The following is a 25,374-nucleotide window of genomic DNA, read 5'->3' on the forward strand; positions in this document are numbered from 1 at the left end:
CTACGGCAGATGGGCAAGCAAGGTGGCGAAGACCGGTGTCAGCTCAGCGATCGGGTTTGCCTTGGCGCAAGCCTGAACGATGCGATCGTGGCGAATATCCGCCGCCAGGATCGCGATCTCCAGCATGTCCGGCTCCGGCGCGCCGTCGCTGCCGGTGGTCGCCAGGCCGCAGGCCAAAGCGAGCGGCGCCAGGCAGCTTATGTCGAGCGCCCGGCCGCCCGCCGGCGTTCCCGGCACGGTCTCGGCAAAGCGAACGGGACGCTGATTGAGGCACTCGACCAGCAGCGCCGAGCAGGTGGCCGCGATTGCCTGCAGTCCGGCACCCGGCGCGGCCAATGCGGCCAGGAGATCGCCATGCCGCTTGCGCATCGTGGCATGGACGGCCGCGAAATCGGCTTCGTGGATGCGGGCATTGTCGATGTTCAGGCCGGCAAGCACCGCTTTGGTCAGATAATACATATCGCGCCGGAACAGGCGCTCGGCGTCCAGTTGGCGATCCTCGTTGCCGACCGGGAAATAGGTGCCGAGGCCCTTCACCGTGGTGCCGTCCACCTTGATCGGGCGCTCATGCGGGACGAAAGCTTCGGCGATCGACAGTGCTTCGTCGACGGCACTCGCGGCATGGCTGAGCAGGCCTTCGATGCCCTTGCCTGGAAACGGCGGCAGATGGCTGGTTGCTTCGCGCAGGATGCTGGCATCGCCGCTGCCGTCATGGCGGCTCTGGCGGATGATTTCGCGGACTTCCCGCAGCCGGTCCTTCAGATTGACGCGGACATCTTCGGAGATTTGTCGGAGCATCGCGGATCGCCTTGAAATTTGCTGCGGATAGCCGACCGGGGCAGCCGCCACTCTCTACATTGTTCCTATCGATAGGTAGATCAATAGGCGATACTAGACCAGCATGCAGAATCGGCGGCGGCGCCCTCGTCCGTCGCCGCAGGGGGAGAGACAGACTTGGGCAGACGACGACAGGGCGAAAGCGAAGACGGTCGAGGCGAGGCAACCGAGCAGGTCGCCAGCGAAAGCCGGACGGATCGCCTCAGGATTCGCGCCGCCTGGATGTATTTCGTCGAACAGATGACGCAGAACGAGATCGCCGACGTGCTCGGCGTCGGTCGCGTCACCATCGTGCGCATGCTGGCGGATGCCCGGGCGCGCAACGAAGTGAAGATCACCATCGAGAGCGAATTGTCGGAAATCGTGCGGCTTGAGCGCGCATTGGAGAAGACGTTCGGGCTGCAGCAGGCGCTGGTGGCGCCGCTTTCGGCAGCCGATGCCGATCCCATACCAGCGATCAGTGCCAAAACCGGCAGCTTCCTGTCGGACACGATGAAGTCCGGCATGCGGGTCGGTGTCGGCTGGGGGCAGACGCTGTTCTCGAGCCTGCCTTTCATCAGCGCCAAGTCGCTCACCGACTTCAAGGTGATTTCGCTGCTTGGCGGTGTCGGCGTCGTGCGCCGGGTCAACCCAGCCGAGTTCGCCTGGCGCTTCGCTCAGATATTCCAGGGCGACGGCTATCTGATGCCGACACCAGCCGTGGTCGACAGCGTCGAGACCAAGATCGCCCTGATCGAGCGCTGCGGCCTGCAGGAGATTTTCGAAATGGCCGACGTGCTCGATGCCGTTCTGCTGAGCGTCGGCGGGATCGCCTCGGCCACCACCTTCTCTCGTGGTGGCTTCCTCAAGGAGGCGGATCGGGAGGCCCTGCTTGCGCGTGGCGCCGTGGGTGACCTCCTGTTCCATTTCTTCGACCGCAACGGCGATCTGGTCGACCACCCCGTCAACAGCCACGTGATGTCGGTGGATGTCGACCGTCTGCGCAAGGCACCGATCCGCATCCTCACCTCCGGTGGCGAGGAGAAAACCGAAGCGCTGCTCGGCGCCATGACCCTCATCGCCCCAACCATCCTGATCACCGACGAGGAGAGCGCGCGGCGCATGCTGGAAGCGGTCAGCGGAAGCTGAAGCTGTCCATGATGTAGTCCGGCCAGGCCTGCTGTTCGTCGAAAACAGCGGCGAGATCCGGTGTGTCCGCCAGTATTCCGCTCAGCACCAGCGCGGTGGCGATGCCGGTGCTGTTTCCCCCCGATATGTCGTGTTCGACGCTGTCGCCGACGCAGACCACGGTGCCACGGTCCGGCTCGCCGGCCAGCGCCAGCGCGGCGTCGAAAATCGCCGTGTCGGGCTTGCCGATGCGGGTAACGCTGCCGCCCAGGCTTTCGTAGAGATCGGCCAGCCGGCCGGCGCCGAAGCGAGGGCCAACGGCCGTCAGCATGATGATGTCGGGATTGGTGCAGAAACACGGCACCCGCCGCTCCGCCGCCGGCGCGAACAGCCTGCGATAATGGTCAAGGTCAAAGCGGTCACCCTCGCTGGCCGCGATCAGCACCAGCTCGGCCTCATCGCCGGACCCGGTCAGCGCAAATGGCAGGCCTTCGATCGCGGAGCGGTCATTGTCGCGGCTGATCAGCAGGCATTTTGTCCCCGGGCGCAGCTTTCCCGACGCCGCCATCTCCCCAAAGGATCGCCACGCCACCTCGCCGGAAGAAACGAAATGATCCCAGCTTCCCGGTTCGAAGCCGAGTTTCATGAGCCGGCTTTCATTGGGTTGAGCCCGCCTGCCGGAGTTCGAAACCAGCACCACGGTCTTGCCGGCGCGTTTCAGCGCCGATAGCGCTGCCGCCGCGCCTGGATAGGGCCGCGTGCCGTCGTGCAGCACGCCGAACTGGTCGAGCAGGAACACATTATAGCGCTCCGCCAGCGGCCCGAGGCCGTCGAGACGTTCGATCGTTTTCGCGCTCATAGGAGTCCTGCCCGGCTTGCACCCATCAGCGCCAGCCGCGCCGTGCCGGCGGCGGCCTCGTCGGAAAGCGCGGGCAGGAAATCGACGCCGAGCCTGCGACGCCGGATTGCCGTCCAGGCCGGGTTCGCTGCCCCGCCTCCGACGCTCCTGACCGATATCAGCGTGGGCGCGCCGAGCTCGGCAAGCCTGTCATAGCCGAGCGCTTCGATCGCGGCGATGCCTTCGAACATCGCTTTCAGATAATCGGCGTCGTCCGCCGGCCGCGGCGCAAGGCGAGGCGGCAGCGCCGGATCGGCGATCGGAAACCGTTCGCCCGTGGCGGGAAGCGGATAGTAATCGAGGCCGGTGCCCGTCTCCGGGTCGATTGTCGCGCTGAGTTCGATGATACGGGCGAGCGGAAAGTGCTGGGCCAGCACCTTGCCGCCTGAGTTCGAGGCACCGCCCGCCAGCCAGGCGTTGCCGAGCCGGTGGCTGTAGATGCCGAAGCGCGGCGCCGAAATCGGCCGGTCGGACAGGATCTTGATGGTCAGCGAGGATCCCAGCGCAGTGACCCCGTCGCCGATCGCGGCGGCACCGGTCGCCAGGAACGAGGCGCAGCCATCCGTGGTGCCGGCGACGACGGCCACATCGCGCGGCAAGCCGAACAGTTCCCCGGCTTCCGCGGTGAGGGCGCCCGTGACCTCGCCCGGCACGATCACGCGCGGCAGCAACTCCATGCGCATTCCGGTCGCCGCGATCCATTCCGGCCAGCGGCGGGCCTCGACATCATAACCTGTCTTCAGGGCATTGTTCTCGTCGCTGACGTCGAAGCGGCCGGAGAAGTTTCCGGCAATCCAGTCGGCCTGATGCAGCACTGCCGCAATGCCCGGTAGATGCTGGAAGCGCAGGGCCTTGGCGAGGCCGGATGTCGCTCCGTGCGCTGCACTTGCAGCCGGCGCGGTGCGGGCGATCGCGGCCAGGATGTCGTCGTCATCGACCTTGTCGTTGTACATCAGCGGTTCGGCCAGCGGCAGCCCGGCGGCGTCGACCGGCAGCAGCGTGCCGGAGGTGCCGTCGACGGCGATGGCGCGGACCGCCGTGCGGTCGATGCCGGAAAGCAGCTCCGTCAGCGCCGCCTTGACCGCTTGCCACCACGCCGTGGGGGCTCGGCCATCGCCGCCAAACCTGTCGAGTGGAACGGCCGAATGCCCGGCTATGGAAAAATCAGGGCGCATGGCGACGGCGCGCGCACCTGATGTGCCAATGTCGATGCCGATGACAAGTGGCATCATGTCCATGCTAGCCGCCAGCCGCGTTGAGCTTCTGGCGATACTGCTCGGCGTCCCAGTTGACCAGCTCGTCATTCTCGGAAGCGGTGAGATAGTTCAGCCGCGCGGCGATATCGATGCGCGCCGTCACGTCGGCGAGGCAGCGTTGCATGGCATCGGCGCCGGCACTGGCGTCGCCGCGCATCAGCACGCCTGCGCCGGGAAACAGGATCGCCGCAGGCGACGTGCCCAGTCGTGCAACGACATCTGCCACGGCCTCGCCTGGCTTCGCCACGACGGAGCCCTGGCCGAGGAAGATGACGTGGTCCGGATAGAGGCTGCCGGCCTGCGCCATGCGGCGGCTCTCAGCGTCGAGCGCAACCGCATGCGCTTCGACATCGGCCGGCAATCTGTAGCCGCTGTCGCCGGCAAGCGCGGCCAAGGCGTCGAGGTCGGGTGCGGCGGTCGCGCGCGCCGGCCGGGCCAGCAATGACCTGATACGGCGCAGCAGAAGCTCCGCCCCGGCGACGGTTTCGGCAGCGACGACCAGCCCGTGATTGCCAAGGATCAGCACGTCGACACCAGGCCGCAGTTTTTCGGCAATGCCGCGTGCAAGCGGCAGGCCGGGCCGGAAATAGGGCACATAGGCCCATTCGATGCCATCGAGCCGCTTGGCGACCTCGGCCTCGCCATCGGCCTGCACGGCAAGCGAGATGGTGTCGACGCAATGGACATGCAGAACGACGCGCTGCGGCATCAAAGCGTGCACCGTGGTCTCGATCGATGGCCGCAGGCCGCGCGGGTTGAGCGCTGCAATGGTGAAACCCTGCGGCTGGTCGGCGGCGCGATCGCGCTGTTCGACGGCTTTCAGCAGCGGCGCCATCGCCACCGGCACCATGATGTCATCGACGAGCGCGTCTTTCAGCCAGGTGCCGGAGGCCTTGATCCACAGCGTGTCGCCGGCTTTCAGCGAGGTGTTGCCGCCTGCCGCCTGGGTGAGATGCGGGCTCCGCCCTATGCTGGCCGAAAGCGCCCGCAAGGCCGCCAGTTCCTGCGCGTCAGCTTCGGTCGCCATGGCGCTTTTCCTCCAACGGCTCGGCCGTGTCCTGCGCGAAATCCCGTTGCCGGGATCGAATTGGCGCTGATATCGCAGAAACGAGTGATCTACGTCAATAGTGATCTACTGTCATCAAACACGCTTGCAATCCGACTAATGTTGAGTAAGTTACGCCAATTGCCATGGAAAATGGCATCCGGGAGGAAAGAATTGAGCGACTCCGGCCGTCAGCGTCAGATCGTCGAACTGTTGCGGGATCGTCCGTTCGCTTCGGTGCGCGAGTTGCAGGAGCGGCTTGGCGTTTCAGCCGCGACGGTCAGGCGCGATATCGACAGGATCGACGAGGCCGGCGAAGCGCGGAAGGTCTATGGCGGCATCTCGGCGCTCGACGGCGCTTCCCAGGCCGGTGTTGCCTACGCCAGGCCCTACGACGAGAACCGCGACCTTGCGGTCGAGGCCAAGCGGCAGATCGCCGCTCTCGCGGCGACCATGGTGCGCGACGGCGACGCCGTCATCGTGCATGGCGGCTCGACCTGCTTCCATCTGGGCGTCAAGCTCGCCGAGCGCAACATCCGCCTCTACACCAACTCGATGCCGCTGGCGGCCTATCTCAGCGACCACGGCCATTGCAGCCTGACGGTTGCGGGCGGTGATCTGCATCGCGAACCCGGCATCATCCATTCGCTCAGCCAGGCCGTGCCCTTCTATGCCTCCAAGTTCTTTCTCGGCGCGCAAGGCCTTGGCCAGGAAGGCGTGATGGAATCGCACCCGCTGCTGGTACGCTCGATCGTCGATCTCAGCCTTTGCGCCGACCAGATCGTGGTGCTGGCCGACAGCCGCAAACTGTCGATCCACGCGCGCAATGTCGCGCTGCCGCTTTCCCGCATCGGCACGCTGGTCACCGACGACGGTCTCTCCGACGCCGATGCGCGCATGCTGGAGGACGCCGGCGTCATGGTGCGGATAGCCTCGGGAGCCATCCAGTGAAGGTGGCTGTCCTCGATTTCGGCAAGACCAATTCGAAGCTGTTCGTCTTCGGCCAGGACGGGCGGATCATCGACGAGCGCCGGACACAGCCGAAATGGATGCGCCAAGGCGGCTTCAGCGTGCTCGACGAGGCGGCGCTCCACCATTGGGCGCTCAGCGCCGTTGCCGATACGGTCGACGGTCATGGAGTGGAAGGGGTCATGGTGTCGGGCCATGGCTGCACCTTTGCCTTGGTCGACGAAGCGGCGCTGACGCATCCGATCCTCGACTACGAGCAAGAGCCGCCGGCCGAGATTGCCGCGCGGATCGATCGCCGCATTCCGGACTTTTCGGAGACCTTTTCGCCGCGGCTGCCGCTCGGCTTCAACTACGGCCGCCACATGCTGTGGCTGCAGGAGGTCGATCCCGACGCGTTCGCTACGTCGAAATCGATCCTCGGCTATCCGCAATACTGGAGCTGGCGCCTTGGCGGGCGGGCGGTCTCGGAAGTGTCCTATCTCGGCTGCCATTCGCATCTGTGGGCGCCGCGGAGCCAGGACTTTTCCTCGCTGGTCGACGCGCAGGGCTGGCGTGACCGGATGCCTGGCTTCGAGCGCGCCGGCACCGTTATCGGCGAGCACCGCCTCGGCGCTGCGGCGCGACCGATCGCCATCCACAACGGCGTCCATGATTCGAATGCGGCGCTCTATGCCTATCGCCGGCAGGAGCTTGGCCCGGTCACCGTCGTTTCGACCGGCACCTGGGTCGTCGTGCTCAATCCGGATTGCCCGCTCGACACGCTCGACCGGGATCGCGACATGCTGGTCAATGTCGATGTCGGCGGCGGCCCGGTGCCGACCATTCGCTTCATGGGCGGACGCGAATTCGCAACCATCAGCGGCGGCTGGCAAGGCGAGATCGCCGGTCCGGTGGTGCAGCGGGTGATCGATGCCGGCATCATGGCGCTGCCGAGCTTCGCGCCAGGCGGGCCGATGCCCAGTCAGTCCGGCCGGCTGGTGGGGCGCATGCCCGATGCCGGGGAACGCGCGGCCACCGCGCTGCTCTACGTCGCGCTGATGGTCGATCTGTCGCTCGACCTCATCCATTCGAACAACACGGTGATCGTCGATGGCGGGCTGAACACAGGCGGTGTGTTGGCCGGACTGCTGGCGCAGTTGCGTCCCGGCCAGGCTTTCCTGCAGGGCGCCACGCTGGAGGGCAGCGCCACGGGTGCAGCGGCGCTCGCCTTCGAGAGCGTCGGGCGCGAATTCGCCGCCGAAGTTCCAGAGCCGGTGCACGCGTCGCGTTTCACCGGGTTGGCAGGCTATCGCAGCAACTGGCGTGACGCCACGATGGACCAGAGCGTCGCCGGTGCGGCAGTGGGAGGCGCGCGATGAGTGCGATTGCCCAGGCTGAGACGGCGCGCCAGCCGGTGCTGGAGATGCGCCACATCTCCAAGACGTTCGGCGCGATCCGTGCCTTGCACGATGTCTCGCTCAGCGTCCATGCCGGGGAGCTGCACGCCCTGATGGGCGAGAACGGCGCCGGCAAGTCGACATTGATGAAAGTGCTTTCAGGCGCCTATCGGCCGGATGCCGGCGGCGAGATCCTGATCGACGGCATGCCGGCTGCGACCGGCGATCCGATCAAGGCGCGCGCCAGCGGCGTCGCGGTGATCTATCAGGAGCTGTCGCTGGCGCCCAATCTGACGGTGGCGCAGAACATCTTCCTCGGCAACGAGCCGCGACGCTTCGGCATCGTCGATCGCGACCAGTGCACCCGGCGCGCCAGCGAGATCATCAAGCGGCTCGGCGTTTCCTTTTCGGCCCGCGACATGGTCTCCAGCCTGTCGCTCGGCGAGCGCCAGCTGGTCGAGATCGCCCGCGCGCTATCGACCAATGCGCGCATCATCGTCATGGACGAGCCGACCACGTCGCTGACCTCGCGCGAGACCGACCGGCTGTTCGAGGTCATCGCGACGCTGAAATCGCAAGGCATCGCCATCATCTACATCAGCCACCGCATGGAAGAGGTCTACCAGCTTGCCGACCGCGTCAGCGTGCTGCGCGACAGCGGTTATGTCGGCACGCTCGAGCGTGCCGACCTCAGTGCCTCGCGCCTCGTCTCGATGATGGTCGGCCGCGATTTGTCGGCTTTCTACAAGAAGGATCATCGGCCGCCGGATGAAAAGCGCGCGGTGGCGCTCTCGGTGCGCGCCATGTCCGACGGCCGTCTCCTGAAAAACTGTTCGTTCGACCTGCACAAGGGCGAGGTGCTGGCGCTGGCGGGTCTGGTCGGTTCCGGCCGCACAGAGCTTGCGCGGCTGATCTTCGGCGCCGACAGGCACATTTCAGGCACGCTGGAACTCGACGGCAAACCTGTAACCATCGGCTCGCCGCGCGAGGCGCTCGATGCCGGCATCGCCTATCTGACCGAGGACCGCAAGGAACTCGGCCTGTTCCTCGACATGTCGATCTCCGACAATATCAGCATGGGCGTGCTGGCGCGGGATTCGCGCGCCGGCGGCTTGCGCGACTTCGCGGCCGCCGAAAGGCGTGCTTCCAAGGCCGTTGCCGATCTCTCCATCCGCACCAGTTCGGTGCAGGCCAATGCCGGCTCGCTGTCGGGCGGCAACCAGCAGAAGGTGCTGCTCGCCCGCCTGCTCGAGACCGAGCCGAAGGTCGTCATCCTCGACGAGCCGACCCGCGGCGTCGATGTCGGAGCGAAATCGGAAATCTACCGGCTGATCGACAATCTCGCCAAGCAGGGCATCGCCATCCTGATGATCTCCAGCGAACTGCCCGAGGTGATCGGCGTCGCCGATCGCGTGCTGGTGATGCGCGACGGAAAGATATCGGGCGAGGTGACGGCATCGCAAGGCGAACCGCTAAGCCAGGAGGAAATCATGGAACTTGCAACGGGAGCGGCTCAGCAATGACCGACAAGGCGACCGAGATCAGCGCAGGCGGCCAGGCCACCGGCACGAGCCGACGGTTGCGCACGGCTTTCGCTGCCCTTGGCATGCTGCCGGTGCTGATCCTGCTGGCGGCCGGCTTCCAGTTCCTGAACCCGCGCTTCCTGACCGAGACCAACCTGTTGATCGTCACCCAGCAGTCGTCGATCAACATCGTGCTGGCGGCCGGCATGACCTTCGTCATCCTCACCGGCGGCATCGACCTGTCCGTCGGCGCCATCCTCGCCGCATCGGCGATGGTGGCGGTGATCGTATCGCTGGTGCCGGACTGGGGTTTGCTCGGCGTGCCGGCGGCCATTCTGGTCGGCCTCGGCTTCGGCCTCATCAACGGGCTGCTCATCGCCTACATCAAGCTGCCGCCCTTCATCGTCACGCTGGGTTCGCTGACCGCGGTGCGCGGTGTCGCCCGCCTGCTCGGCCAGGACACCACGGTGTTCAATTCGGACCTGCCGTTCGATTTCATCGGCAACGGTTCGCTGTTCGGCATCCCGTGGCTGGTCATCATCGCACTGTCGGTGGTGGTGCTGTCCTGGCTGGTGCTCAAGCGCACCGTGCTCGGCACCTGGATCTACGCCGTCGGCGGCAATGCCGAAGCGGCGCGGCTGACCGGTATCAAGGTGCCGCTGGTGCTGCTCTTCGTCTATGGCGTTTCCGGCCTGCTGGCCGGCCTCGGCGGCGCCATGTCGGCGGCCCGGCTCTACGCCGCCAACGGCTTGCAGCTGGGCCAGTCCTACGAACTCGACGCCATTGCCGCGGTCATTCTCGGCGGCACCAGCTTCGTCGGCGGCGTCGGCTCGATCTGGGGAACGCTGATCGGCGGCCTGATCATCGCGGTGCTCTCCAACGGGCTCATCTTGGCCGGTGTCTCGGACATCTGGCAGTACATCATCAAGGGATTGGTCATCATCGTGGCGGTCGCCCTCGACCGCTACAGGCTCCAGGCAGGAGCAAGAACGTGATTGACCTTAGTCGCCGGCGTCAACGACCGGTTTGTGTAACGCACCGTGAGAGGCGCGGGGCAATCGGAGGAAAGCAATGAAGACCATCGCCAAACTGCTCTGCGGCGTCGCACTCGCGTCGCTCGCCATCGCGCCTGCTTCGGCCAAGGACCTCAACAAGGTCGGTATCTCGGTCGGCCTGCTCGGCAATCCCTTCTTCGTCGCCACCATCAAGGGCATCGAGGACGCGGCCAAGAAGATCAACCCGAAGGTCGAGGTGACCTCGGTATCGGCCGACTATGACCTGAACAAGCAGGTCTCGCAGGTCGATTCGTTCATCGCCGCCGGTGTCGACGTGATCATGCTCAATGCCGTCGACGCCAAGGCGATCGCGCCGGCGGTGAAGAAGGCACAAGCCGCAGGTATCGTCGTTGCCGCCTTCGACGTTTCGGCGCCGGGCGCCGACGTCACCGTGATGACCAACAACGTCAAGGCCGGCGAAGAGGCCTGCCAGTACCTGGTCGACCACACCGGCGGCAAGGGCGACTACGTCATCCTCAACGGACCGGCATCGTCGTCGATCCTGGAGCGGGTGAAGGGCTGCAAGAACGTGCTTTCGCAGCATCCCGACATCAAGATCCTCTCCGACGACCAGAATGCCGAAGGCTCGCGCGACGGCGGCCTGAAGGTGTTCCAGTCGCTGCTCACCCGCTTCGACAAGATCGATGCGGTGTTTGCCATCAATGACCCGACGGCGATCGGCGCCCAGCTCGCTGCCAAGCAGCTCAACCGTTCGGAGTTCATCTTCACCGCCGTCGACGGCGCGCCCGATATCGAGAAGGAACTCTCTTCCGGCACCTCGATGATCAAGGCCTCGGCCTCGCAGGATCCCTATGTGATGGCCGGCCAGTCACTGACGATGGCGGCCGAGCTGCTGGCCGGCAAGAAGCCGGCGGAGCCGACCGTTCTGCTCGACCCGAAGCTGATCACGGCCGAGAACCTGAAGGACTACAAGGGCTGGACCGCAGCCCGCTAAATTCTTCCAAGACCGGTGCGGCCGGGATGACCCGGCCGCACCTTGTCAGCACCGGAGACGATGATGTCGCGTATTGGAATCCATTCTTTCGTCTGGTCGGCGAGCTCGGCTCAGGCCGATCTGGAGCGCACGCTGGCCAACACCAGGGAGGCCGGCTTCGATCTCATCGAATTCTCCTATCTCGACCCCGCCGATGTCGACATCGGCGGGCTCGCCAGGCGCATCGCCGATCTTGGCCTCGGCGTGGCGATCAGCATCGGATTGCCTGTTGACGGCGATATTTCGAGCGCCGACAGGGCGATTGCCGCGCGCGGCGTCGAAATCCTCAACGATACCATCGCGCTGACGCGTGACCTCGGCGGCCGGAAGGTCGCCGGCATTCTCTCGACCAGCCACGGATTGCAGGTCGAGGCGCCGACGCGCGATCAATGGCAGCGCAGTGCCGGCACGCTGGCCAAGGTTGCCGAAACAGCCAAGGCGGCCGGCGTCACGCTCAACCTCGAGATCGTCAACCGCTTCGAAAGCAATCTGCTCAACACCGCCGCGCAAGGACTGGCCTTCATCGAGGACACTGGCTCGGACAACATCTTCCTGCATCTCGACACGTTCCACATGAACATCGAGGAGGCCGATGTCGGGCTGGCCATCCATCAAGCCGCGGACAAGATCGGCTATGTCCATATCGGCGAAAGCCATCGCGGCTTCCTCGGCACCGGCAATATCGATTTCGCCGCGATCTTCGATGCGCTGACGGCGATCGGCTACAGCGACGATCTCAGCTTCGAATCCTTCTCTTCGGAAATCGTCGATGAGCACCTGTCGAAGAAGACCGCCATCTGGCGCAATCTGTGGACGGACAACATGGCGCTGGCCAAGCACGCGCGCGCCTTCATCGGGCTCGGGCTGGAGACGGCAAGGCGCAAGGCGGAACTCGTTTCGGCGCGCCACAAACCCTGACCCGCCCGTCGAGAGGGCGCGGCGTGCGCCGCATGGCAGGGCTCTGACTTCAAATCAACAAACGGCCTTATGGCAGCCAGTGCTGGCAGCTTTTGCGCCGCCAGCTTTTTCGCGATAGGAATTTTTTCTTGACTCGGTGACCTCAGCTATGGTACATTTTTGCCTATGGTGCTGATTTGCGCCAGTGACCCGCCGCACAGGCGGGTTTTTGTTTGATGCACCGTCAGCCAAGGTGCCGGCCGTATGGCGGCGGCATTGCTCGCGGCAGGTGCATCGGTTATCTGACCGGCCAGGCAAACAGCGCCACGCAATCCCCAAACGGAGTTCAGCACATGACACGCGAGACAATCCTCAAATTCGGCACCGTCGAACACGCGGACGCAGGCGATCTGGCTGGCTGGATCGTCGTCGAGGGCAGGCCGACCATGCAAACCGCCGTCCAGCACACGACCGAGGACGGCAAGGTGTTGTCGGGCACCTGGCGGGCGACACCCGGCACCTATCACGCCACCTATACCGACTATGAGTTCGTGCACATGATCGCCGGCCGCATCATCATCACGCCGGACGGCGGCACGCCGGTCGAGGTCGGCCCCGGCGATGCCTTCGTCGTGGAAGCGGATTTCAAGGGAACCTGGAAGATCATCGAGCCGGTGACGAAGCATTTTGTCGTGCGGGTCGGCTGAAGCGGGGTGATCCGTCTGGCCGCGCCATCGCGGCGAGTGCTCAAGCGAAGCTTTTTCGTGCCTCCGGGGGCCTTTTGGAGGCCATCCCACCGACATCGCCTGGGTGTCGCCGATGGCTCGGAGGAGGTGCGCTGACCTGGGCGCGGTAAGCGTATTCGCTGATCTCTGCATTCGCCGGGGCCTCGGCCAGGCCACTCCTCGGACTCCGGTCATTGGGTCATGAAGGCGTCTGTGGCGTCATCCAGACGGTCGGCCTCGACACGAATGATACGGCACTCGCCAGCCAAGCGATCTCTCATCGGTGCTTACCGGCCAAGTATGCTTGATACACCGGATTGATCCCCTAGTTCTTTCGGGGGCGCGGCAATCGCGAGGTTGCCTCGGGGGCAGCGGCGGTTCGCGCCGTTCTGACTGCACGCCGCGGAAAGACGGTTGGACCGACGCATCCATGGAGGTCGTCTTGCGTCAATCGCGTGGATTCACCTGTGCGTATTTCGTCTTAGCTTGCTCGATCGCGGTAGTTTGCGCAGGAGCTGCAACCGGTGGTCAGCAAGGCGGAGGGCATGGCAACGGCGGCCATGGTTCTGGTGGCCATGGGGGCGGCGGAGGTCATGACGCCGGCGGCAACCAGGGCGGCTCGCACAAAGGGACTGGCGACGATCCCGGCGGCTCCAGTTCGTCGGCGGACGACAGCGAGACCAGCACAAGCGGCACTACGACAGCCCCGGGGACTGTAGGTTCGGCCACCGCTACTGCTGTTGCGTCCGCAAGGGGCGGACAGTCGCTCGACCTCCCGGCCGCTCTCCAGCCTCCCGGCGACAGCAAAACTCAATCAACAGTCAGCCGAACCGAGGCGCTGCCGGGCGTCCCGGATAAAGTCGTTCGGGCCTGCCATGATGCCATCGAGTCGGCCGCCGCTCCGTTGGGGGCGACCAGCGTGCGCGTCACCAGCGCGGGCTTCGTACATCAGTTGAGTCGGGCGACGATCTCGGCCCCCATCGAGGTCAGCATCGACTATGCGCGGCAAGGCAGCGTGGAAACGCGGCAGGCGGCGATCCAATGCGAATTGGACGCGACAGGCAGCGTGATCGGTCTGACATAGCGCATCGCGCAGAACACTCTCGCTGATGAAGCAGGGTGAATTCGAGAGGCCATTCATCTTTGGCCGAAATGGCAGCAGGCCTCGGATGTGTTACGAAGGGGTGCGGGGCATCAAAAATGGCCTTCCACGGAAGGGACCGCGCAGTCGGAAATCACTGCGGTGTCACGTGTCTTGGCAAGAGCGAATAAGGAAGTGTGATCGAACGCACCCGGGTCATCCGCGAAGGGTTGCGAACCTTGCCAATCTTCTTGCTGACGGCCTTCACCTGGCTGGCTGCCGCGCGGCCAGAACGCGGCTTCAGGGGCGGTTCGATCTGCGCGCTGCGGCGCTCAGTCCTGAGCCTGTCGTTGTCCCCGCGCGCCGCAGCCAAGTCGCGGGCAAGAGAAACAGGGGCCTCGCGTTGCTCGTCCAGAGCCTCCTGAAGCTTAGCGACACGCACCAAAAGAGCTTGGGCGGCGGCTTCGCGCTCGATGCGTGCTCTGTCGAGATCCTCACGATTCATGACGGCTGTAGTACGTTCCCGTGCCAGAGCCTGTGCCGTCTCGGTTGCGGCCTGCTCGGCACGCTCTTTCGCTGAGACTGCCTTGGCTCGCTCCAGTTCAGCCGCCTGGCGCTCGATGCGAGCTTCTTTCAGCTCCTCAACGGCCGCTGCTGCTGCAGCGCGTTCTCGTGCGAGCGTTCGCTCCGTGTCAGCTGCGGTCCGCTCCACTTGTTGTCTCGCTGTGACCGCGTCGGTCCGTTCCCGCTCAGCCGCAGCCGTACGCTTCATGAGTGCGGCATTGGCCAGTTTCGCTTCGGCGAGATCGCCACGAAGCAGCTCCGTCTTCCGGCGCTCGTCGTCGAGTATGCCGCTCGCCTGCGCCAGTGAAGCCTTGGCCGTAGCGCGATCCTTGGCGGCCTCGGTCTCAAGCTGTTCAATTTGGACGCGCGCTTGCGAGAAATCGTGCGCCTGCCTTTGGGCTTGCTCCTGCTCGAGATGAGCAGCGGGCATCTCCTTAAGGACATAGCTGGCGGCCTCGCTCAGCATCGTGCGGACCTCTCCCGCAATGCGCCGCAACGCGTCAAGAGTGCGGGCTGCCGCGAGTTCATTGCGCAACCGCTCCTCGCGCGCGTCATCGGCAGCTGCCATGCTTGCCCTCAGCGTGTGGATCTGCTTGCTCGCCTCGAGGAGCGCTCCCTGCAGAGCGGCGCTCCTGGCACGCTCGCCTTCCGCCGCCCGGTGCTCCTGGTCGGCCAATTGTCTCGCAGCGGCAGCCTGAGCACGATCCGTCCCGGTTTGCGCCTGGTTAGCCGTGAGATCCGGGCCAAGCAATTCGGCACTCGCCTGAAATCCCAGCGGGCGCGAAAGGTCTCGATGGGCCTGGTCTTGGGTTTGCGAGATGGCGGAAGCGCTTTCGACCCAGATTTGTCTCGCATAGCCAATCGGCGCGGCCAGACAAATGGCGGCGAGACCCAAGCGCGATACAAGAACGATCGGCCTGCGAACGACAGGGTTTGAGGCAGGCGCCATGGCCGGGTCGGGATCTCTCAACTGAGCTGTGAAATTCAAACCGCGATCCGCATCATAGGCCAACGGAGCAATTTTTGGCGGTGAAGCCTTATGGCGCAATTGGTTCCATGCCGACCCGCAAATCCGCTTCCCACGTTCCGCGATCGCGCTGATGGATGCTGCAAGCCGGCCAGACTGCACTCTGTTCGGTGCAGGAGCACCGGTCTCGACCACTGACGAGCACCCGCTGGGTTCGGATGTCGCGGCGAAATGTTCGATTCGCACTCCGAACCGAGAGTAGTTGGTATTTTGAGCCCGAACATTCAGGCCGACCGCATGCAAGGGGTTGGCAGCCTTGGAAGAAGCAGGCCCGGCGACAAGTCCGGCCGGGCTTTCCCATTCCCAAGAAGCCTCGGCGATACCGGATCTGCCTTCGTCAAACGCTGCAAGGCGGCGCCGTCGCACCGCGGCAAGGATACGCCGGAGCACAAGATAGACGCCCACCGATGCAAGCGTCACCACTGCGCTCAGAATGGCCAGATTTACGTCGTTTGCATACATTTCGGCAAGATAATTTGGCATTGCCGTGCCCGTGCGTTCTGGGTGTATTGCCAAGTTCATAAAGCGATGGTCTGGTCATTCGCCTTGGTATTCGCCAAGGCCTTACCGCTTCTCGGAGCGTCGCTTTCTTCGGGATACTTCTGGTCGTTGCGAATTGTTGCGGATGGCGGGGCGCCGGTCGCGTGCCGACAGATCGCCGCAGTTGATATTCCGTAGCGGGCAATGGCCGACCAAGGACGCATGCAGGGCTCTGAAACGCCGGTTTGCGCCTCTGCATAGCAACCTCGCGAGAGTTCGCCGGTGCGGACAATTCGCCATTTCCGGGCTTAGGACTGTCCATCATGAACTTTAGCTAGGTCACAGCGCACCACGGTCAACCATCAGCTCCTAATGATCCTGCAGGCAGCCTTCGGCCAGAAAAAAGGGCCATTGTAGTGCCCGCTCTTCGTAGTGAAGCTGATCGTTCCTTGTTCGGTGATGCATTCCCGCCGAGATTAGAATTCGTCGTACTGTTTCGCGAAAAGTACGACGTCAATTTGCTAAGCTGATGCAAAGCATGGTGATCCCGACAGGAATCGAACCTGTGACCTACAGATTAGGAATCTGCCGCTCTATCCTACTGAGCTACGGGACCACGCGGCCAGACACATAGCCGCTTCGGATCGTTTCGCCAAGAGGCCGGCCGAAGGCAATTCGGCCGGCTTTGCGCTGCCGCTGTCAGGCGGCCAGCGCGGTTTCAGCCAGTTTCACCCAGTAGCTCATGCCGTGCGGGATGACCTCGTCATTGAAATCGTAGGCCGGGTGGTGCAGACCGGCGGTGTCGCCATTGCCGATGAAGATGAAGGCGCCGGGGCGGGCTTCGAGCATGTAGGAGAAATCCTCGCCGCCCATCACCGGCTGGATGCCGCGGTGGACATGGGCGTCGCCGGCGACACTCATCGCGACGTCACCGGCAAACACCGTCTCTTCCGCGTGGTTGAAGGTCACGGGATAATTCGCCTGGTAGTCGACCTCGATCCTGGCCCCGAACGCGGTCGCCAGCCCGTCGCAAATGCTGCGGATGCGCTCTTCGGACTTCTTGGCGATTTCTTTTCGCAAGGTGCGCACGGTGCCGGCGATTTCGGCGGTTTCGGGAATGATGTTGTAGGCATCGCCGGCGTGGAACTTGGTCACCGACACCACCACGGCCTCGACCGGATCGGTGCTGCGCGAGGCGATCGTCTGCAAGGCGCCGACCAGTTGGCTGGTGATGACGATCGGGTCGATCGTGCCGTGCGGCATCGCCGCGTGGCCGCCCTTGCCGTGCACGGTGATGGTGAATTCGGCGGTCGCCGCCATGATCGGGCCCGGGCGAATGGCGAACTGTCCGACAGGCAGGCCCGGCATGTTGTGCATGCCGAACACCCTGGAGATGTCGAAACGCTCCATCATGCCGTCCTTGACCATCTCGTTGCCGCCGCCGCCGCCCTCTTCGGCCGGCTGGAAGATCACCGCCACCGAACCGGTGAAGTTGCGCGTCTCGGCGAGGTATTTGGCCGCACCCAGCAGCATCGCCGTGTGGCCGTCATGGCCGCAGGCATGCATCTTGCCGGGGATGGTCGAGGCGTAGGGCTTTCCTGATATCTCGTTGAGCGGCAGCGCGTCCATGTCGGCGCGCAGGCCGATGGTGGGACCTTCGCCCTGGCGGCCGCGGATGATGCCGACGACGCCGGTCTTGCCGAGCCCGGTGACCACGTCGTCGCAGCCGAAGGCCTTCAACTTCTCGGTGACGAAGGCGGCGGTCTTGAAGACGTCGAAGTTCAGTTCTGGCGTCTGGTGCAGATGCTGGCGCCAGCCGGCAACTTCGTCCTGCATTTCGGCGGCACGGTTCAGGATTGGCATGATGGTTCCATCTCGCTGTTGGGACGGCGGGTGTTGGCCGCTGCCTTGCAATTGTGATCGCCAGGCACTTTGCCATCTTGGCGTCACATAGAGTAAATAGCACCGCAACAATGGGGTCCGGTTTTTGAGGGTCGGACCATATGCTGGCGATCGCGTAACGAAATCTTACGGAGCCAGGGGCGACTACGGCAAGAGGCGATTTCGGATTTGATCATGCGGTACAGGCATTTCCTCAAACTATTCTCGGCTGGCACAATCGCGCTGTCGGTTGTGGCCGGGCCGGCGCTGGCCAATCCGGTGGTCGTGTTCGACCTCGGCAGCGGCAAGATCCTGCAGCATCAGGATGCGTTCAAGCGCTGGTATCCGGCATCGCTGAGCAAGCTGATGACCGCTTACGTCACCTTTCGGGCGATCGCGGCCGGCGAGGTACAGCTCGATTCGCCGATCAAGGTGACCAAACACTCCGCCGCCGAGCCGCCAAGCAAGATGGGCTTCAAGCCGGGTTCGGTGATGCGGCTCGACAATGCGCTGAAGATGATGCTGGTCAAATCGGCCAACGACATTGCCATGGCTGTCGGCGAAAATGTCGGCGGTTCGCAGGCGGCCTTTGCCGACCGGATGAACGCCGAGGCGACCCGGCTCGGCATGAACGGCACGCATTTCGTCAATCCGAACGGGCTCTATTCGCCGGATCAGTACACGACGGCGCGCGACCTCGCCGTGCTGGTGATGGCGATCCGCCGCGAATTTCCGCAATATGTGCCGTGGTTCTCGATCGAGGGCCTTGCCGTCGGCAAGAAGGCGATCCCCAACTACAATCTCTTGATCGGCCGCTATCCCGGCGCCGATGGCATGAAGACCGGTTTTGTCTGCCCTTCCGGCTTCAACATGATCGGTTCGGCGACGCGCAACGGGCGCACGCTGGTCGCGGTTGTGCTTGGCGAGAAGTCGGCGGTCACCCGCGCCGAGACGGCGGCAAAACTGCTCGATCAGGGGTTCGACACGCCTGTCGCCGGCTCGGCCACCGTCACCACGCTGGCGCCCTATGGCGACACGGTCTCACCCAACGACATGCAGGACGAGGTCTGCAAGAAGAAGACGCCGCAGGAGCAGTCCGAGGCGCCGCCGGCCGCCGCCAAGAACGTGCCGAAATCACCCTATCAGGAAAAGCTCGACCATGTGCCGACGCTGGTTGCCGTCGGCCTTGGCGGCGCCACCGGTCCGGCGCCGAAGGCCATCCTCGACCAGGGCGCGCAGGAATTTGCCGATGTGCCGATCCCGAGCTGGCGGCCCGACAGGCCGGCACCGGCCGGCACCGGCCCGAAGATTGCCGGCTCCGCCGCGCAGGGCGACCAGCCGGTCAAGGTTGCGAACTAGCCAATGGGCAGCGGCTTCCCGATCCCAGTCTCGGTGCTGACCGGCTTCCTCGGCGCCGGCAAGACGACGCTGCTCAACCGGCTGCTCAAGGATCCGGCGCTGGCCGACACCGCGGTGATCATCAACGAGTTCGGCGAGGTGGCGATCGACCATTTGCTGGTCGAGCAGTCTTCCGACGGCATCATCCAGCTGTCGGACGGCTGCCTGTGCTGCACGGTGCGCGGCGAACTGGTCGATACGCTGGCCGACCTGGTCGACCGGCTGCAGACCGGCCGCATTGCCCGGCTCGCCCGCGTCATCGTCGAAACCACCGGCCTTGCCGACCCGGCGCCGGTGCTGCAGTCGATCATGGCGCATCCGGCGCTGATCCAGGCCTTCCGGCTCGACGGCGTCATCACTTTGGTCGATGCCGTCAACGGCAACGCCACGCTCGATGCCCATGTCGAGGCGGTAAAGCAGGTTGCCGTCGCCGACCGCATCGTGCTCAGCAAAGCCGATCTGGCCACCGACCCCAATGAGCTGGAAATGCTGCGGGCGCGCCTGCGGCAGATCAATCCGGGCGCCGAACTGCTCGATGCCGGCGACACGGAGACAGGCGTGGCGGCGTTGTTTGATTGCGGCCTCTACAACCCGGCAACCAAATCCGCCGATGTGCGGCGCTGGCTTGGCGAGGAAGCGGCGCACGATCATCACCATCATGCTGGTCATGATCACGAGCATGGCCATGACCACGGCCATCGTCACGATCAGCGCGTGCGCTCCTATTCGCTGGTGCATGACGGCCCGGTGCCGTTTTCGGCGATCGAGATGTTCCTCGACCTGCTGCGTTCGACCCATGGCGAGCGCCTGCTGCGCATGAAGGGCGTCATCGAGCTCAGGGAAGACCCGTCGCGGCCGCTGGTGATCCATGGCGTGCAGAAGATCCTGCATCCGCCGGTGCAATTGCCGTCCTGGCCGGATGGCCAGCGTGGCACGCGGCTGGTGCTGATCACGCTCGACATGCCGGAAGATTATATCCGCAGGCTGTTCGCCGCCTTCACCGACCGGCCGTCGGTTGACACGCCCGACCGCGCGGCGCTGGAAAACAATCCGCTGGCGATCGCCGGGCGGTAGCTCCCAACGATTACGGCGCGCCGCGCTCGACCAGGAAGCGATGGCCGCCGGAGACCGCGGCCGTTTCAATCAACTGGTGGCCGCTCTCGGAGCAGAATGCCGGAATGTCGATGACGGCGAGCGGGTCGGTGGTCTCCAACCAGAGCCGACTGCCCGGTTGCATCCCCGCGAGGCGCTTCTTGGCCTTGAGCACGGGCAAGGGGCAGTTCAGCCCCTTGAGGTCATAAATAGCGGCGCGATCAGCCACGGGCGATATCAACCGCCGAACATGCCGAGCAGCTTGTTCTTCAGCTTCGTCACCCGGCTTTCGTCGGCACTCGCCGCTTGCGTTTCAGCCATTGGCGCCGCTTCCGAAGGGGCCGCGATGGTCGCGGTGGCGACTGGGGCCTCCTTGGCGGCCTTCTCGGCCTCCTTTTCGGCCAGAGCCTGGGCCTTGGCGGCTTCCTTGGCTTGCTTGGCCGCCTCTATGGCAGCCAGCCTCTGCTCCTCGGCCTTCTGCTTGGCAGCTTTTTCGGCATCAAGAGCCGCCATCTTGCGGCCGGCGGGCGAATCGATGCGGCCCATGCGTGCCGTCTCGGTGACCGAGCCGTCATTGTTGAGCGACGGCGGATCGATCGGTACGCGTTCGCCGCGTGCGCGGCGCTTGGACCAGTCGGAGACGATGCTGGCTTCCTTGATACCGGCGATGGTCGGCTTGGGCGCCGGCACGCTGGCCTTGACCGCGCCGCTGAACGCCGCGTCATAGGTGCTCATGTAGGAATTGTAGGCGCTCTTCAGCGAATCAGGCTGCGTCGTCGCCGGGCAGGCGCCAGTCGGATCGAATGTCTGACCGTCGGCGGCTACCTGGTTGAAGACATAACGCTTCTCGCAGACATCGACCTTCGGCGGCACCTTGGTGATCTCGAAATTGTCGTAGCCGACCTTGAGCATCTTCCAGAAGTCGTAATTCGGGTCGTTGCGGTAGCGCGCCATGTTGGCGGCGGTCATGCGGAACGGAAACGCCTGGATCTGGAACTCGGTCTGGCCGCCCTGGAAAGCATCGCGGCCGAAGGCATAGATCTGCTCGATCTGCGCATCGGTCATCGAATAGCAGCCCGACGACGAACAGGCGCCGTGCACCATCAAATTGGAGCCGGTGCGGCCGTTGGCGCGGTCATAGGCGTTGGGATAGCCGATGTTGAAGGACAGATGGTAGTTCGAGCGCGGATTCATCTGCGCCGGGCGCACCGTGTAGAAGCCTTCCGGCGCCTGGCGGTCGCCTTCGGTGTATTTCGGCCCGAGCTTGCCCGACCATTTGCAGATGTCGTAGCTGGCGACCATGTCATAGCGGCCGTTGGTCTTGGCCTTCCAGATCTCGAGCTTGCCTTCTTCCTTGAAGATGCGGGCCATCACCGACGAGGTGCGGACCATGCCCTTGGCCCTCATGTCGGCGAGGATCTTGTCGGGCAGCGGCTTGTTGGCCTCCGGGGCAAAATCCTTCATCGACGAATTGTTGCAGCCGGCAACGCCGAGGGCAGCGATCAGGATTCCGGTGCGGGCAAGCTTGACAAACATGGCTACGGATATCGTCTTTTCTCTGGCGCCAGGACGTTTCCTGCCCCGGCTGCTACACTGCGCATCGACGGACCCTAAGCCCGTTAACCCTAATAAATTCCTTACCGCAAGTGCCGACGCATCCCCCTGCGGCAGTCTCATTGAGCCGAATGCAGCGGCATTTTTGTGGCAAAAATGCTCCGCTCCGCCACATTGTTGCGGCCAAGGGTGCCTGTGGTCAGAGACTGCGGCCCATGGCCAGGTATTTTTCGCGGCGCTGTTCGCGGAAATCGGTGTTGGCGCCGGCGAAGTCCTTCATCGTCCTGGCGATGAGGTCTCCGGTCGCGGCGATCACGGTTTCGGCGCCGCGATGCGCACCGCCGAGCGGCTCGGGGATGATGGCGTCGATGATCTTCAGTTCCAGAAGATCCTGTGCGGTGATCTTCATGTTGGTCGCCGCGTCCTTCGATCGTGTCGTGTCGCGCCACAGGATCGAGGCGGCACCTTCCGGCGAAATCACCGAATAGATGGCGTGTTCGAGCATGTAGACGCGGTTGGCGGTGGCGATGGCAATGGCGCCGCCCGAACCGCCTTCGCCGATGACCACCGAGATCGACGGTACTTTCAGGCCGAGACAGGTCGAGGTTGAACGGGCGATAGCCTCCGCCTGGCCGCGCTCCTCGGCGTTGACTCCGGGATAGGCGCCGGCCGTGTCGACCAGCGTCAGGAGCGGGATCTTGAAGCGGTCGGCCAGTTCCATCAGCCGTACCGCCTTGCGGTAGCCCTCCGGCCGAACCGAGCCGAAATTGTGCTTCAGGCGGCTGGCTGTGTCGGAACCTTTTTCCTGGCCGATGATGGCAATGGGTTCGCCGCGGAAACGGGCGAAACCGCCGACGATCGCCTGGTCCTCACCGAAATTGCGGTCGCCGGCCAGCGGCGTGAAATCGGTGAACAGGCCCTTGATGTAGTCGACGCAATGCGGCCTGTCGGGATGGCGCGCCACCTGCACCTTCTGCCAAGGCGTCAGCGCCTTGTAGGCATCGCGCAATGCGTCGCGGGAGCGCTTCTCGAGACGGTTGATCTCGTCGCCGACATCGACCGCCTCGCCATTCTCGGCAAGCTTCTTCAGCTCGAGGATCTTGCCCTCGAGGTCCTGCACCGGCTTTTCGAAATCGAGGTAATTATACATGCGTGAGCGGACCGATACGTCGGAAGGCAGTGGCTGACGGAACCCTTGAATCCAAGGCTCCGGGCGGTGAAATGTCGTCCTCACATAGCGATATGAGGCCTAGTCGGCAAGCGGATGATGATCGTTGACCAGCCGCACCAGCCGCTCTTCCAGCACATGGGTGTAAATCTGTGTCGTCGATATGTCGGCATGGCCAAGCAATTGCTGCACGGCCCGCAGATCGGCGCCGTTCTGCAGGAGATGGCTGGCGAAAGCATGGCGCAGCACGTGCGGCGAGATCTTCGCCGAGGCAATGCCGGCCCTTGCCGCCAGCCCTTTCAGGTCACGCGCGAAGACCTGGCGCGAGAGATAGCCGCTGTCCGAGGCGGCCGGAAACAGGAACGGACTGTCGGCCAAGGCTGGCACCTTGGCGCGGGCGGCAAGCCAGGTCTTCATCGCCGCGCGTGCCTTGGCGGAGAGCGGCACCATGCGCTCCTTGTCGCCCTTGCCGCGCACCATGAAGAAGCGGTCGTCGCGTTGCGCCACCGTCACCGGCAAGCCGACCAGCTCGGAAACGCGCAGGCCGGTGGCGTAAAGCACCTCGACCAGCGCATGCAGGCGCAGTGATGCCAGGCTGTCCCCATCGCCCGACGAGACATCGCCGGCTTCAATTGCTGCACGGTCGATCAGCCGGCCGGTGTCGGCCTCGCTCATCGTCTTGGGCAGCGGGCGGCCCTTTTTCGGGCTGTCCAGCGTGCCGGTCGGGTCATCGCCGCGCAGGCCTTCGGCGTAGAGGAATTTGAAGAACTGGCGGATCGCCGACAGTTTGCGCGCCTGCGACGTGGCGGCAAAGCCGCGGGCGGCAATGTCGTCGAGATAGGCGCGGATATCGGCGGCGGCGGCACCGGCCAGCCCGCCATCGATCGCGCCGGAAGCGTCCTCGAGGTCGCGGCGGTAGGAGGAAAGCGTGTTTTCTGCCGCGCCCCGCTCGGCGCTCATCATTTCCAGAAAGGCTTCGATGCGGGCGGCGCTGTTCATTCAGCCTGTCTTGTCATTCAGCTTTTCTTGGGATTGAGCTTTTCCGGAGGGATGCGCACGCTCATTTCCCCCTTCTTTGGCTCGACGAACATCACCAGTGCGAACATCGTACCATAGGCAATGCCAGCCAGAATCGCCGTTACCACGACAAAGCGAAACAGTGTCGGCATCAATTTTCGCCCGTCTTCTTGTTCTGCGTTTCCAAACCCTGTCCCCTTATGGGACGCCAATCCGGCCAATTCAAGGAAGAAGCTGGGGCCTGTTAGCAACTTCTGATGCAGACCCTGCCAGTCCATATCGGGTTCAAGGCACTTGCCACGCTTGACGCAAACGGGCTTTTCATGTCGATACGCCGGCAAAGAGGGCCTTCGAAACATCCGATGAACGCGCTGCCAGCAAATCCTCCAGACGAGAACCACGCCGCGTTGCTCGGCAGGCTGGGCAGCCGTTCCGTCGTCTTCGTCGGACTGATGGGCGCCGGCAAGACGGCGATCGGCCGCAAGGTGGCGACGATGCTGGCGCTGCCCTTCATAGACAGCGACCAGGAGATCGAAAGCGTCTCGCGCATGACCGTTCCGGAACTGTTCGAGCGCTACGGCGAGACCGAATTCAGGGCGCTGGAGCAGCGCGTCATCCTGCGCGTACTGGAAAACGGGCCGCAGGTGCTGTCGACCGGCGGCGGCGCCTTCATGAATGCGCAGACGCGCGAGGCGATTGCAGCGCAGGGCGTCTCGGTGTGGCTGAAGGCCGAACTCGACCTTCTGATGGATCGCGTCGCCAAGAAACAGAACCGGCCGCTCCTGAAAAGCGCCGACCCGCGCGCCGTGCTGGAGCGGCTGATGGGCGAGCGCTATCCGGTCTACGCGACATCGGACGTCACAGTGCCGACCCGCGACGACCGCAAGGAAGTCATCGCGACCGAGGTGGTGGACGCGCTGTGCCGGCATTTCGGCATTGATCAGGCGGCTGCGACGGGCGAGGTGGAACAGTGAGCATCGAGGCACCCGTTGTCGTCGAAGTCGGCCTTGGCGACCGGACCTACGACATTCTGATCGGCTCGGGGTTGTTGGCCCGCGCGGGTGCCGAGATTGCGCGCCGGCTGCCGGGCACACGCGCCGCGGTCGTCACCGACGCCAATGTCGCGGCAGCGCATCTCGGTGCGCTGAAGGCAGGCCTCGAAACGGGTGGCATCCAGACCGCCATCATCACACTGCCGGCCGGCGAGAAGACCAAGAGTTTTGCCCATCTCGAAGAGGTGGTCGACGGTGTGCTGGCTGCGAAACTGGAGCGCGGCGACATCGTCATCGCCTTCGGCGGCGGTGTTATCGGCGACCTTGCCGGCTTTGCCGCCGGCATCGTGCGGCGCGGCATGAATTTCGTGCAGATTCCGACCTCGCTGCTGGCGCAGGTCGATTCCTCGGTCGGCGGCAAGACCGGCATCAACAGCC

General features: G+C 64.4%; 24 protein-coding genes and 1 tRNA gene. 13 read left to right on the forward strand and 12 right to left on the reverse strand.

The genetic code is table 11. The annotated features are described in order from the left end of the window. Positions 1 to 798 carry a hypothetical protein gene (locus tag EN949_RS02125; protein WP_063169122.1) on the reverse strand — a complete coding sequence of 266 codons (798 nt, stop codon included), beginning with the start codon at positions 796 to 798 and terminating at the stop codon, positions 1 to 3. 156 nt (positions 799 to 954) lie between these two features. On the opposite strand from EN949_RS02125, the gene EN949_RS02130 reads away from it, so the two are divergent. Next, positions 955 to 1,965, forward strand: coding sequence for a sugar-binding transcriptional regulator (locus EN949_RS02130; RefSeq protein WP_013529333.1), 1,011 nt, complete (start codon positions 955 to 957; stop codon positions 1,963 to 1,965). Here the strand turns inward: EN949_RS02130 and EN949_RS02135 are convergent. The 3 genes from EN949_RS02135 to EN949_RS02145 are packed head-to-tail and all read right to left on the reverse strand — an operon-like array spanning position 1,952 to position 5,125. Next, positions 1,952 to 2,803 carry a TIGR01459 family HAD-type hydrolase gene (locus EN949_RS02135; protein ID WP_063169121.1) on the reverse strand — a complete coding sequence of 284 codons (852 nt, stop codon included), beginning with the start codon at positions 2,801 to 2,803 and terminating at the stop codon, positions 1,952 to 1,954. The genes EN949_RS02130 and EN949_RS02135 overlap by 14 nt on opposite strands. Continuing rightward, positions 2,800 to 4,074: an FGGY-family carbohydrate kinase gene (locus EN949_RS02140; RefSeq protein ID WP_063170348.1), complete on the reverse strand. Its 1,275-nt coding sequence runs from the start codon at positions 4,072 to 4,074 to the stop codon at positions 2,800 to 2,802. The genes EN949_RS02135 and EN949_RS02140 overlap by 4 nt, the downstream gene beginning before the upstream one ends. Before the next feature lie 7 nt (positions 4,075 to 4,081). Then, positions 4,082 to 5,125 carry a class II aldolase/adducin family protein gene (locus EN949_RS02145; protein WP_063169120.1) on the reverse strand — a complete coding sequence of 348 codons (1,044 nt, stop codon included), beginning with the start codon at positions 5,123 to 5,125 and terminating at the stop codon, positions 4,082 to 4,084. Between the two features lie 192 nt (positions 5,126 to 5,317). Here EN949_RS02145 and EN949_RS02150 point away from each other — a divergent pair, with 192 nt between their 5' ends. The 8 genes from EN949_RS02150 to EN949_RS35760 all read left to right on the forward strand — a co-directional run bounded on the left by EN949_RS02150 (position 5,318) and on the right by EN949_RS35760 (position 13,766). Continuing rightward, positions 5,318 to 6,094 (forward strand): DeoR/GlpR family DNA-binding transcription regulator, encoded by a 777-nt coding sequence (locus EN949_RS02150; protein WP_013529337.1) that lies wholly within the window; start codon positions 5,318 to 5,320, stop codon positions 6,092 to 6,094. Then, positions 6,091 to 7,470 carry an FGGY-family carbohydrate kinase gene (locus EN949_RS02155; protein WP_063169119.1) on the forward strand — a complete coding sequence of 460 codons (1,380 nt, stop codon included), beginning with the start codon at positions 6,091 to 6,093 and terminating at the stop codon, positions 7,468 to 7,470. Before EN949_RS02150 ends, EN949_RS02155 begins: the two co-directional genes overlap by 4 nt. Continuing rightward, positions 7,467 to 9,011, forward strand: a complete 1,545-nt coding sequence (locus tag EN949_RS02160; protein ID WP_024503725.1) for a sugar ABC transporter ATP-binding protein — start codon at positions 7,467 to 7,469, stop codon at positions 9,009 to 9,011. Before EN949_RS02155 ends, EN949_RS02160 begins: the two co-directional genes overlap by 4 nt. Continuing rightward, complete coding sequence (locus tag EN949_RS02165) at positions 9,008 to 10,006, forward strand: COG4158 family protein (protein WP_027162931.1); 999 nt, start codon at positions 9,008 to 9,010, stop codon at positions 10,004 to 10,006. Before EN949_RS02160 ends, EN949_RS02165 begins: the two co-directional genes overlap by 4 nt. Positions 10,007 to 10,082: 76 nt before the next feature. Continuing rightward, positions 10,083 to 11,021, forward strand: coding sequence for an ABC transporter substrate-binding protein (locus EN949_RS02170; RefSeq protein WP_013529341.1), 939 nt, complete (start codon positions 10,083 to 10,085; stop codon positions 11,019 to 11,021). Positions 11,022 to 11,084: 63 nt separating this feature from the next. Further along, a complete protein-coding gene (locus tag EN949_RS02175; protein ID WP_063169118.1) occupies positions 11,085 to 11,978 on the forward strand; it encodes a sugar phosphate isomerase/epimerase in 894 nt (297 codons plus the stop codon). A 332-nt stretch (positions 11,979 to 12,310) separates the two neighbouring features. Next, complete coding sequence (locus EN949_RS02180) at positions 12,311 to 12,664, forward strand: cupin domain-containing protein (RefSeq protein WP_024503728.1); 354 nt, start codon at positions 12,311 to 12,313, stop codon at positions 12,662 to 12,664. Between the two features lie 937 nt (positions 12,665 to 13,601). Next, positions 13,602 to 13,766 carry a hypothetical protein gene (locus EN949_RS35760; protein ID WP_164745797.1) on the forward strand — a complete coding sequence of 55 codons (165 nt, stop codon included), beginning with the start codon at positions 13,602 to 13,604 and terminating at the stop codon, positions 13,764 to 13,766. Positions 13,767 to 13,917: 151 nt separating this feature from the next. Here EN949_RS35760 and EN949_RS36380 read toward each other — a convergent pair whose 3' ends face one another. The 3 genes from EN949_RS36380 to EN949_RS02200 all read right to left on the reverse strand — a co-directional run bounded on the left by EN949_RS36380 (position 13,918) and on the right by EN949_RS02200 (position 17,697). Continuing rightward, positions 13,918 to 15,837: a hypothetical protein gene (locus EN949_RS36380; RefSeq protein WP_245461833.1), complete on the reverse strand. Its 1,920-nt coding sequence runs from the start codon at positions 15,835 to 15,837 to the stop codon at positions 13,918 to 13,920. 536 nt (positions 15,838 to 16,373) lie between these two features. Continuing rightward, positions 16,374 to 16,450: transfer RNA gene (locus EN949_RS02195), tRNA-Arg, on the reverse strand. Between the two features lie 83 nt (positions 16,451 to 16,533). After that, positions 16,534 to 17,697, reverse strand: a complete 1,164-nt coding sequence (locus EN949_RS02200) for a M20 aminoacylase family protein (RefSeq protein ID WP_024503731.1) — start codon at positions 17,695 to 17,697, stop codon at positions 16,534 to 16,536. Between the two features lie 213 nt (positions 17,698 to 17,910). Here EN949_RS02200 and EN949_RS02205 point away from each other — a divergent pair, with 213 nt between their 5' ends. Then, positions 17,911 to 19,074 (forward strand): D-alanyl-D-alanine carboxypeptidase family protein, encoded by a 1,164-nt coding sequence (locus EN949_RS02205; protein WP_013529350.1) that lies wholly within the window; start codon positions 17,911 to 17,913, stop codon positions 19,072 to 19,074. Positions 19,075 to 19,077: 3 nt separating this feature from the next. Beyond that, entirely contained in the window at positions 19,078 to 20,187 is a 1,110-nt protein-coding gene (locus EN949_RS02210) for a GTP-binding protein (RefSeq protein ID WP_027162928.1), read from the forward strand. 10 nt (positions 20,188 to 20,197) lie between these two features. Here EN949_RS02210 and EN949_RS02215 read toward each other — a convergent pair whose 3' ends face one another. The 5 genes from EN949_RS02215 to EN949_RS02235 form a co-directional block, all read right to left on the reverse strand. Continuing rightward, positions 20,198 to 20,434 (reverse strand): sulfurtransferase TusA family protein, encoded by a 237-nt coding sequence (locus EN949_RS02215; protein ID WP_024503732.1) that lies wholly within the window; start codon positions 20,432 to 20,434, stop codon positions 20,198 to 20,200. 8 nt (positions 20,435 to 20,442) lie between these two features. After that, positions 20,443 to 21,741, reverse strand: a complete 1,299-nt coding sequence (locus tag EN949_RS02220; protein WP_013529353.1) for a murein L,D-transpeptidase family protein — start codon at positions 21,739 to 21,741, stop codon at positions 20,443 to 20,445. 217 nt (positions 21,742 to 21,958) lie between these two features. Next, positions 21,959 to 22,909 (reverse strand): acetyl-CoA carboxylase carboxyltransferase subunit alpha, encoded by a 951-nt coding sequence (locus EN949_RS02225; RefSeq protein WP_024503734.1) that lies wholly within the window; start codon positions 22,907 to 22,909, stop codon positions 21,959 to 21,961. Between the two features lie 99 nt (positions 22,910 to 23,008). Then, complete coding sequence (locus EN949_RS02230) at positions 23,009 to 23,926, reverse strand: site-specific tyrosine recombinase XerD (protein WP_063169115.1); 918 nt, start codon at positions 23,924 to 23,926, stop codon at positions 23,009 to 23,011. A gap of 17 nt (positions 23,927 to 23,943) precedes the next feature. Beyond that, positions 23,944 to 24,096: a hypothetical protein gene (locus tag EN949_RS02235; protein WP_013529356.1), complete on the reverse strand. Its 153-nt coding sequence runs from the start codon at positions 24,094 to 24,096 to the stop codon at positions 23,944 to 23,946. A gap of 210 nt (positions 24,097 to 24,306) precedes the next feature. On the opposite strand from EN949_RS02235, the gene EN949_RS02240 reads away from it, so the two are divergent. Beyond that, positions 24,307 to 24,918 carry a shikimate kinase gene (locus tag EN949_RS02240; RefSeq protein ID WP_024503735.1) on the forward strand — a complete coding sequence of 204 codons (612 nt, stop codon included), beginning with the start codon at positions 24,307 to 24,309 and terminating at the stop codon, positions 24,916 to 24,918. Then, the coding region (locus EN949_RS02245; protein ID WP_127371622.1) for an iron-containing alcohol dehydrogenase at positions 24,915 to 25,374 on the forward strand (460 nt) is incomplete at its 3' end. The genes EN949_RS02240 and EN949_RS02245, both read left to right, overlap by 4 nt.

The organism is Mesorhizobium sp. M7A.F.Ca.US.007.01.2.1 (assembly GCF_003998165.1).
Classification (GTDB): domain Bacteria; phylum Pseudomonadota; class Alphaproteobacteria; order Rhizobiales; family Rhizobiaceae; genus Mesorhizobium; species Mesorhizobium ciceri.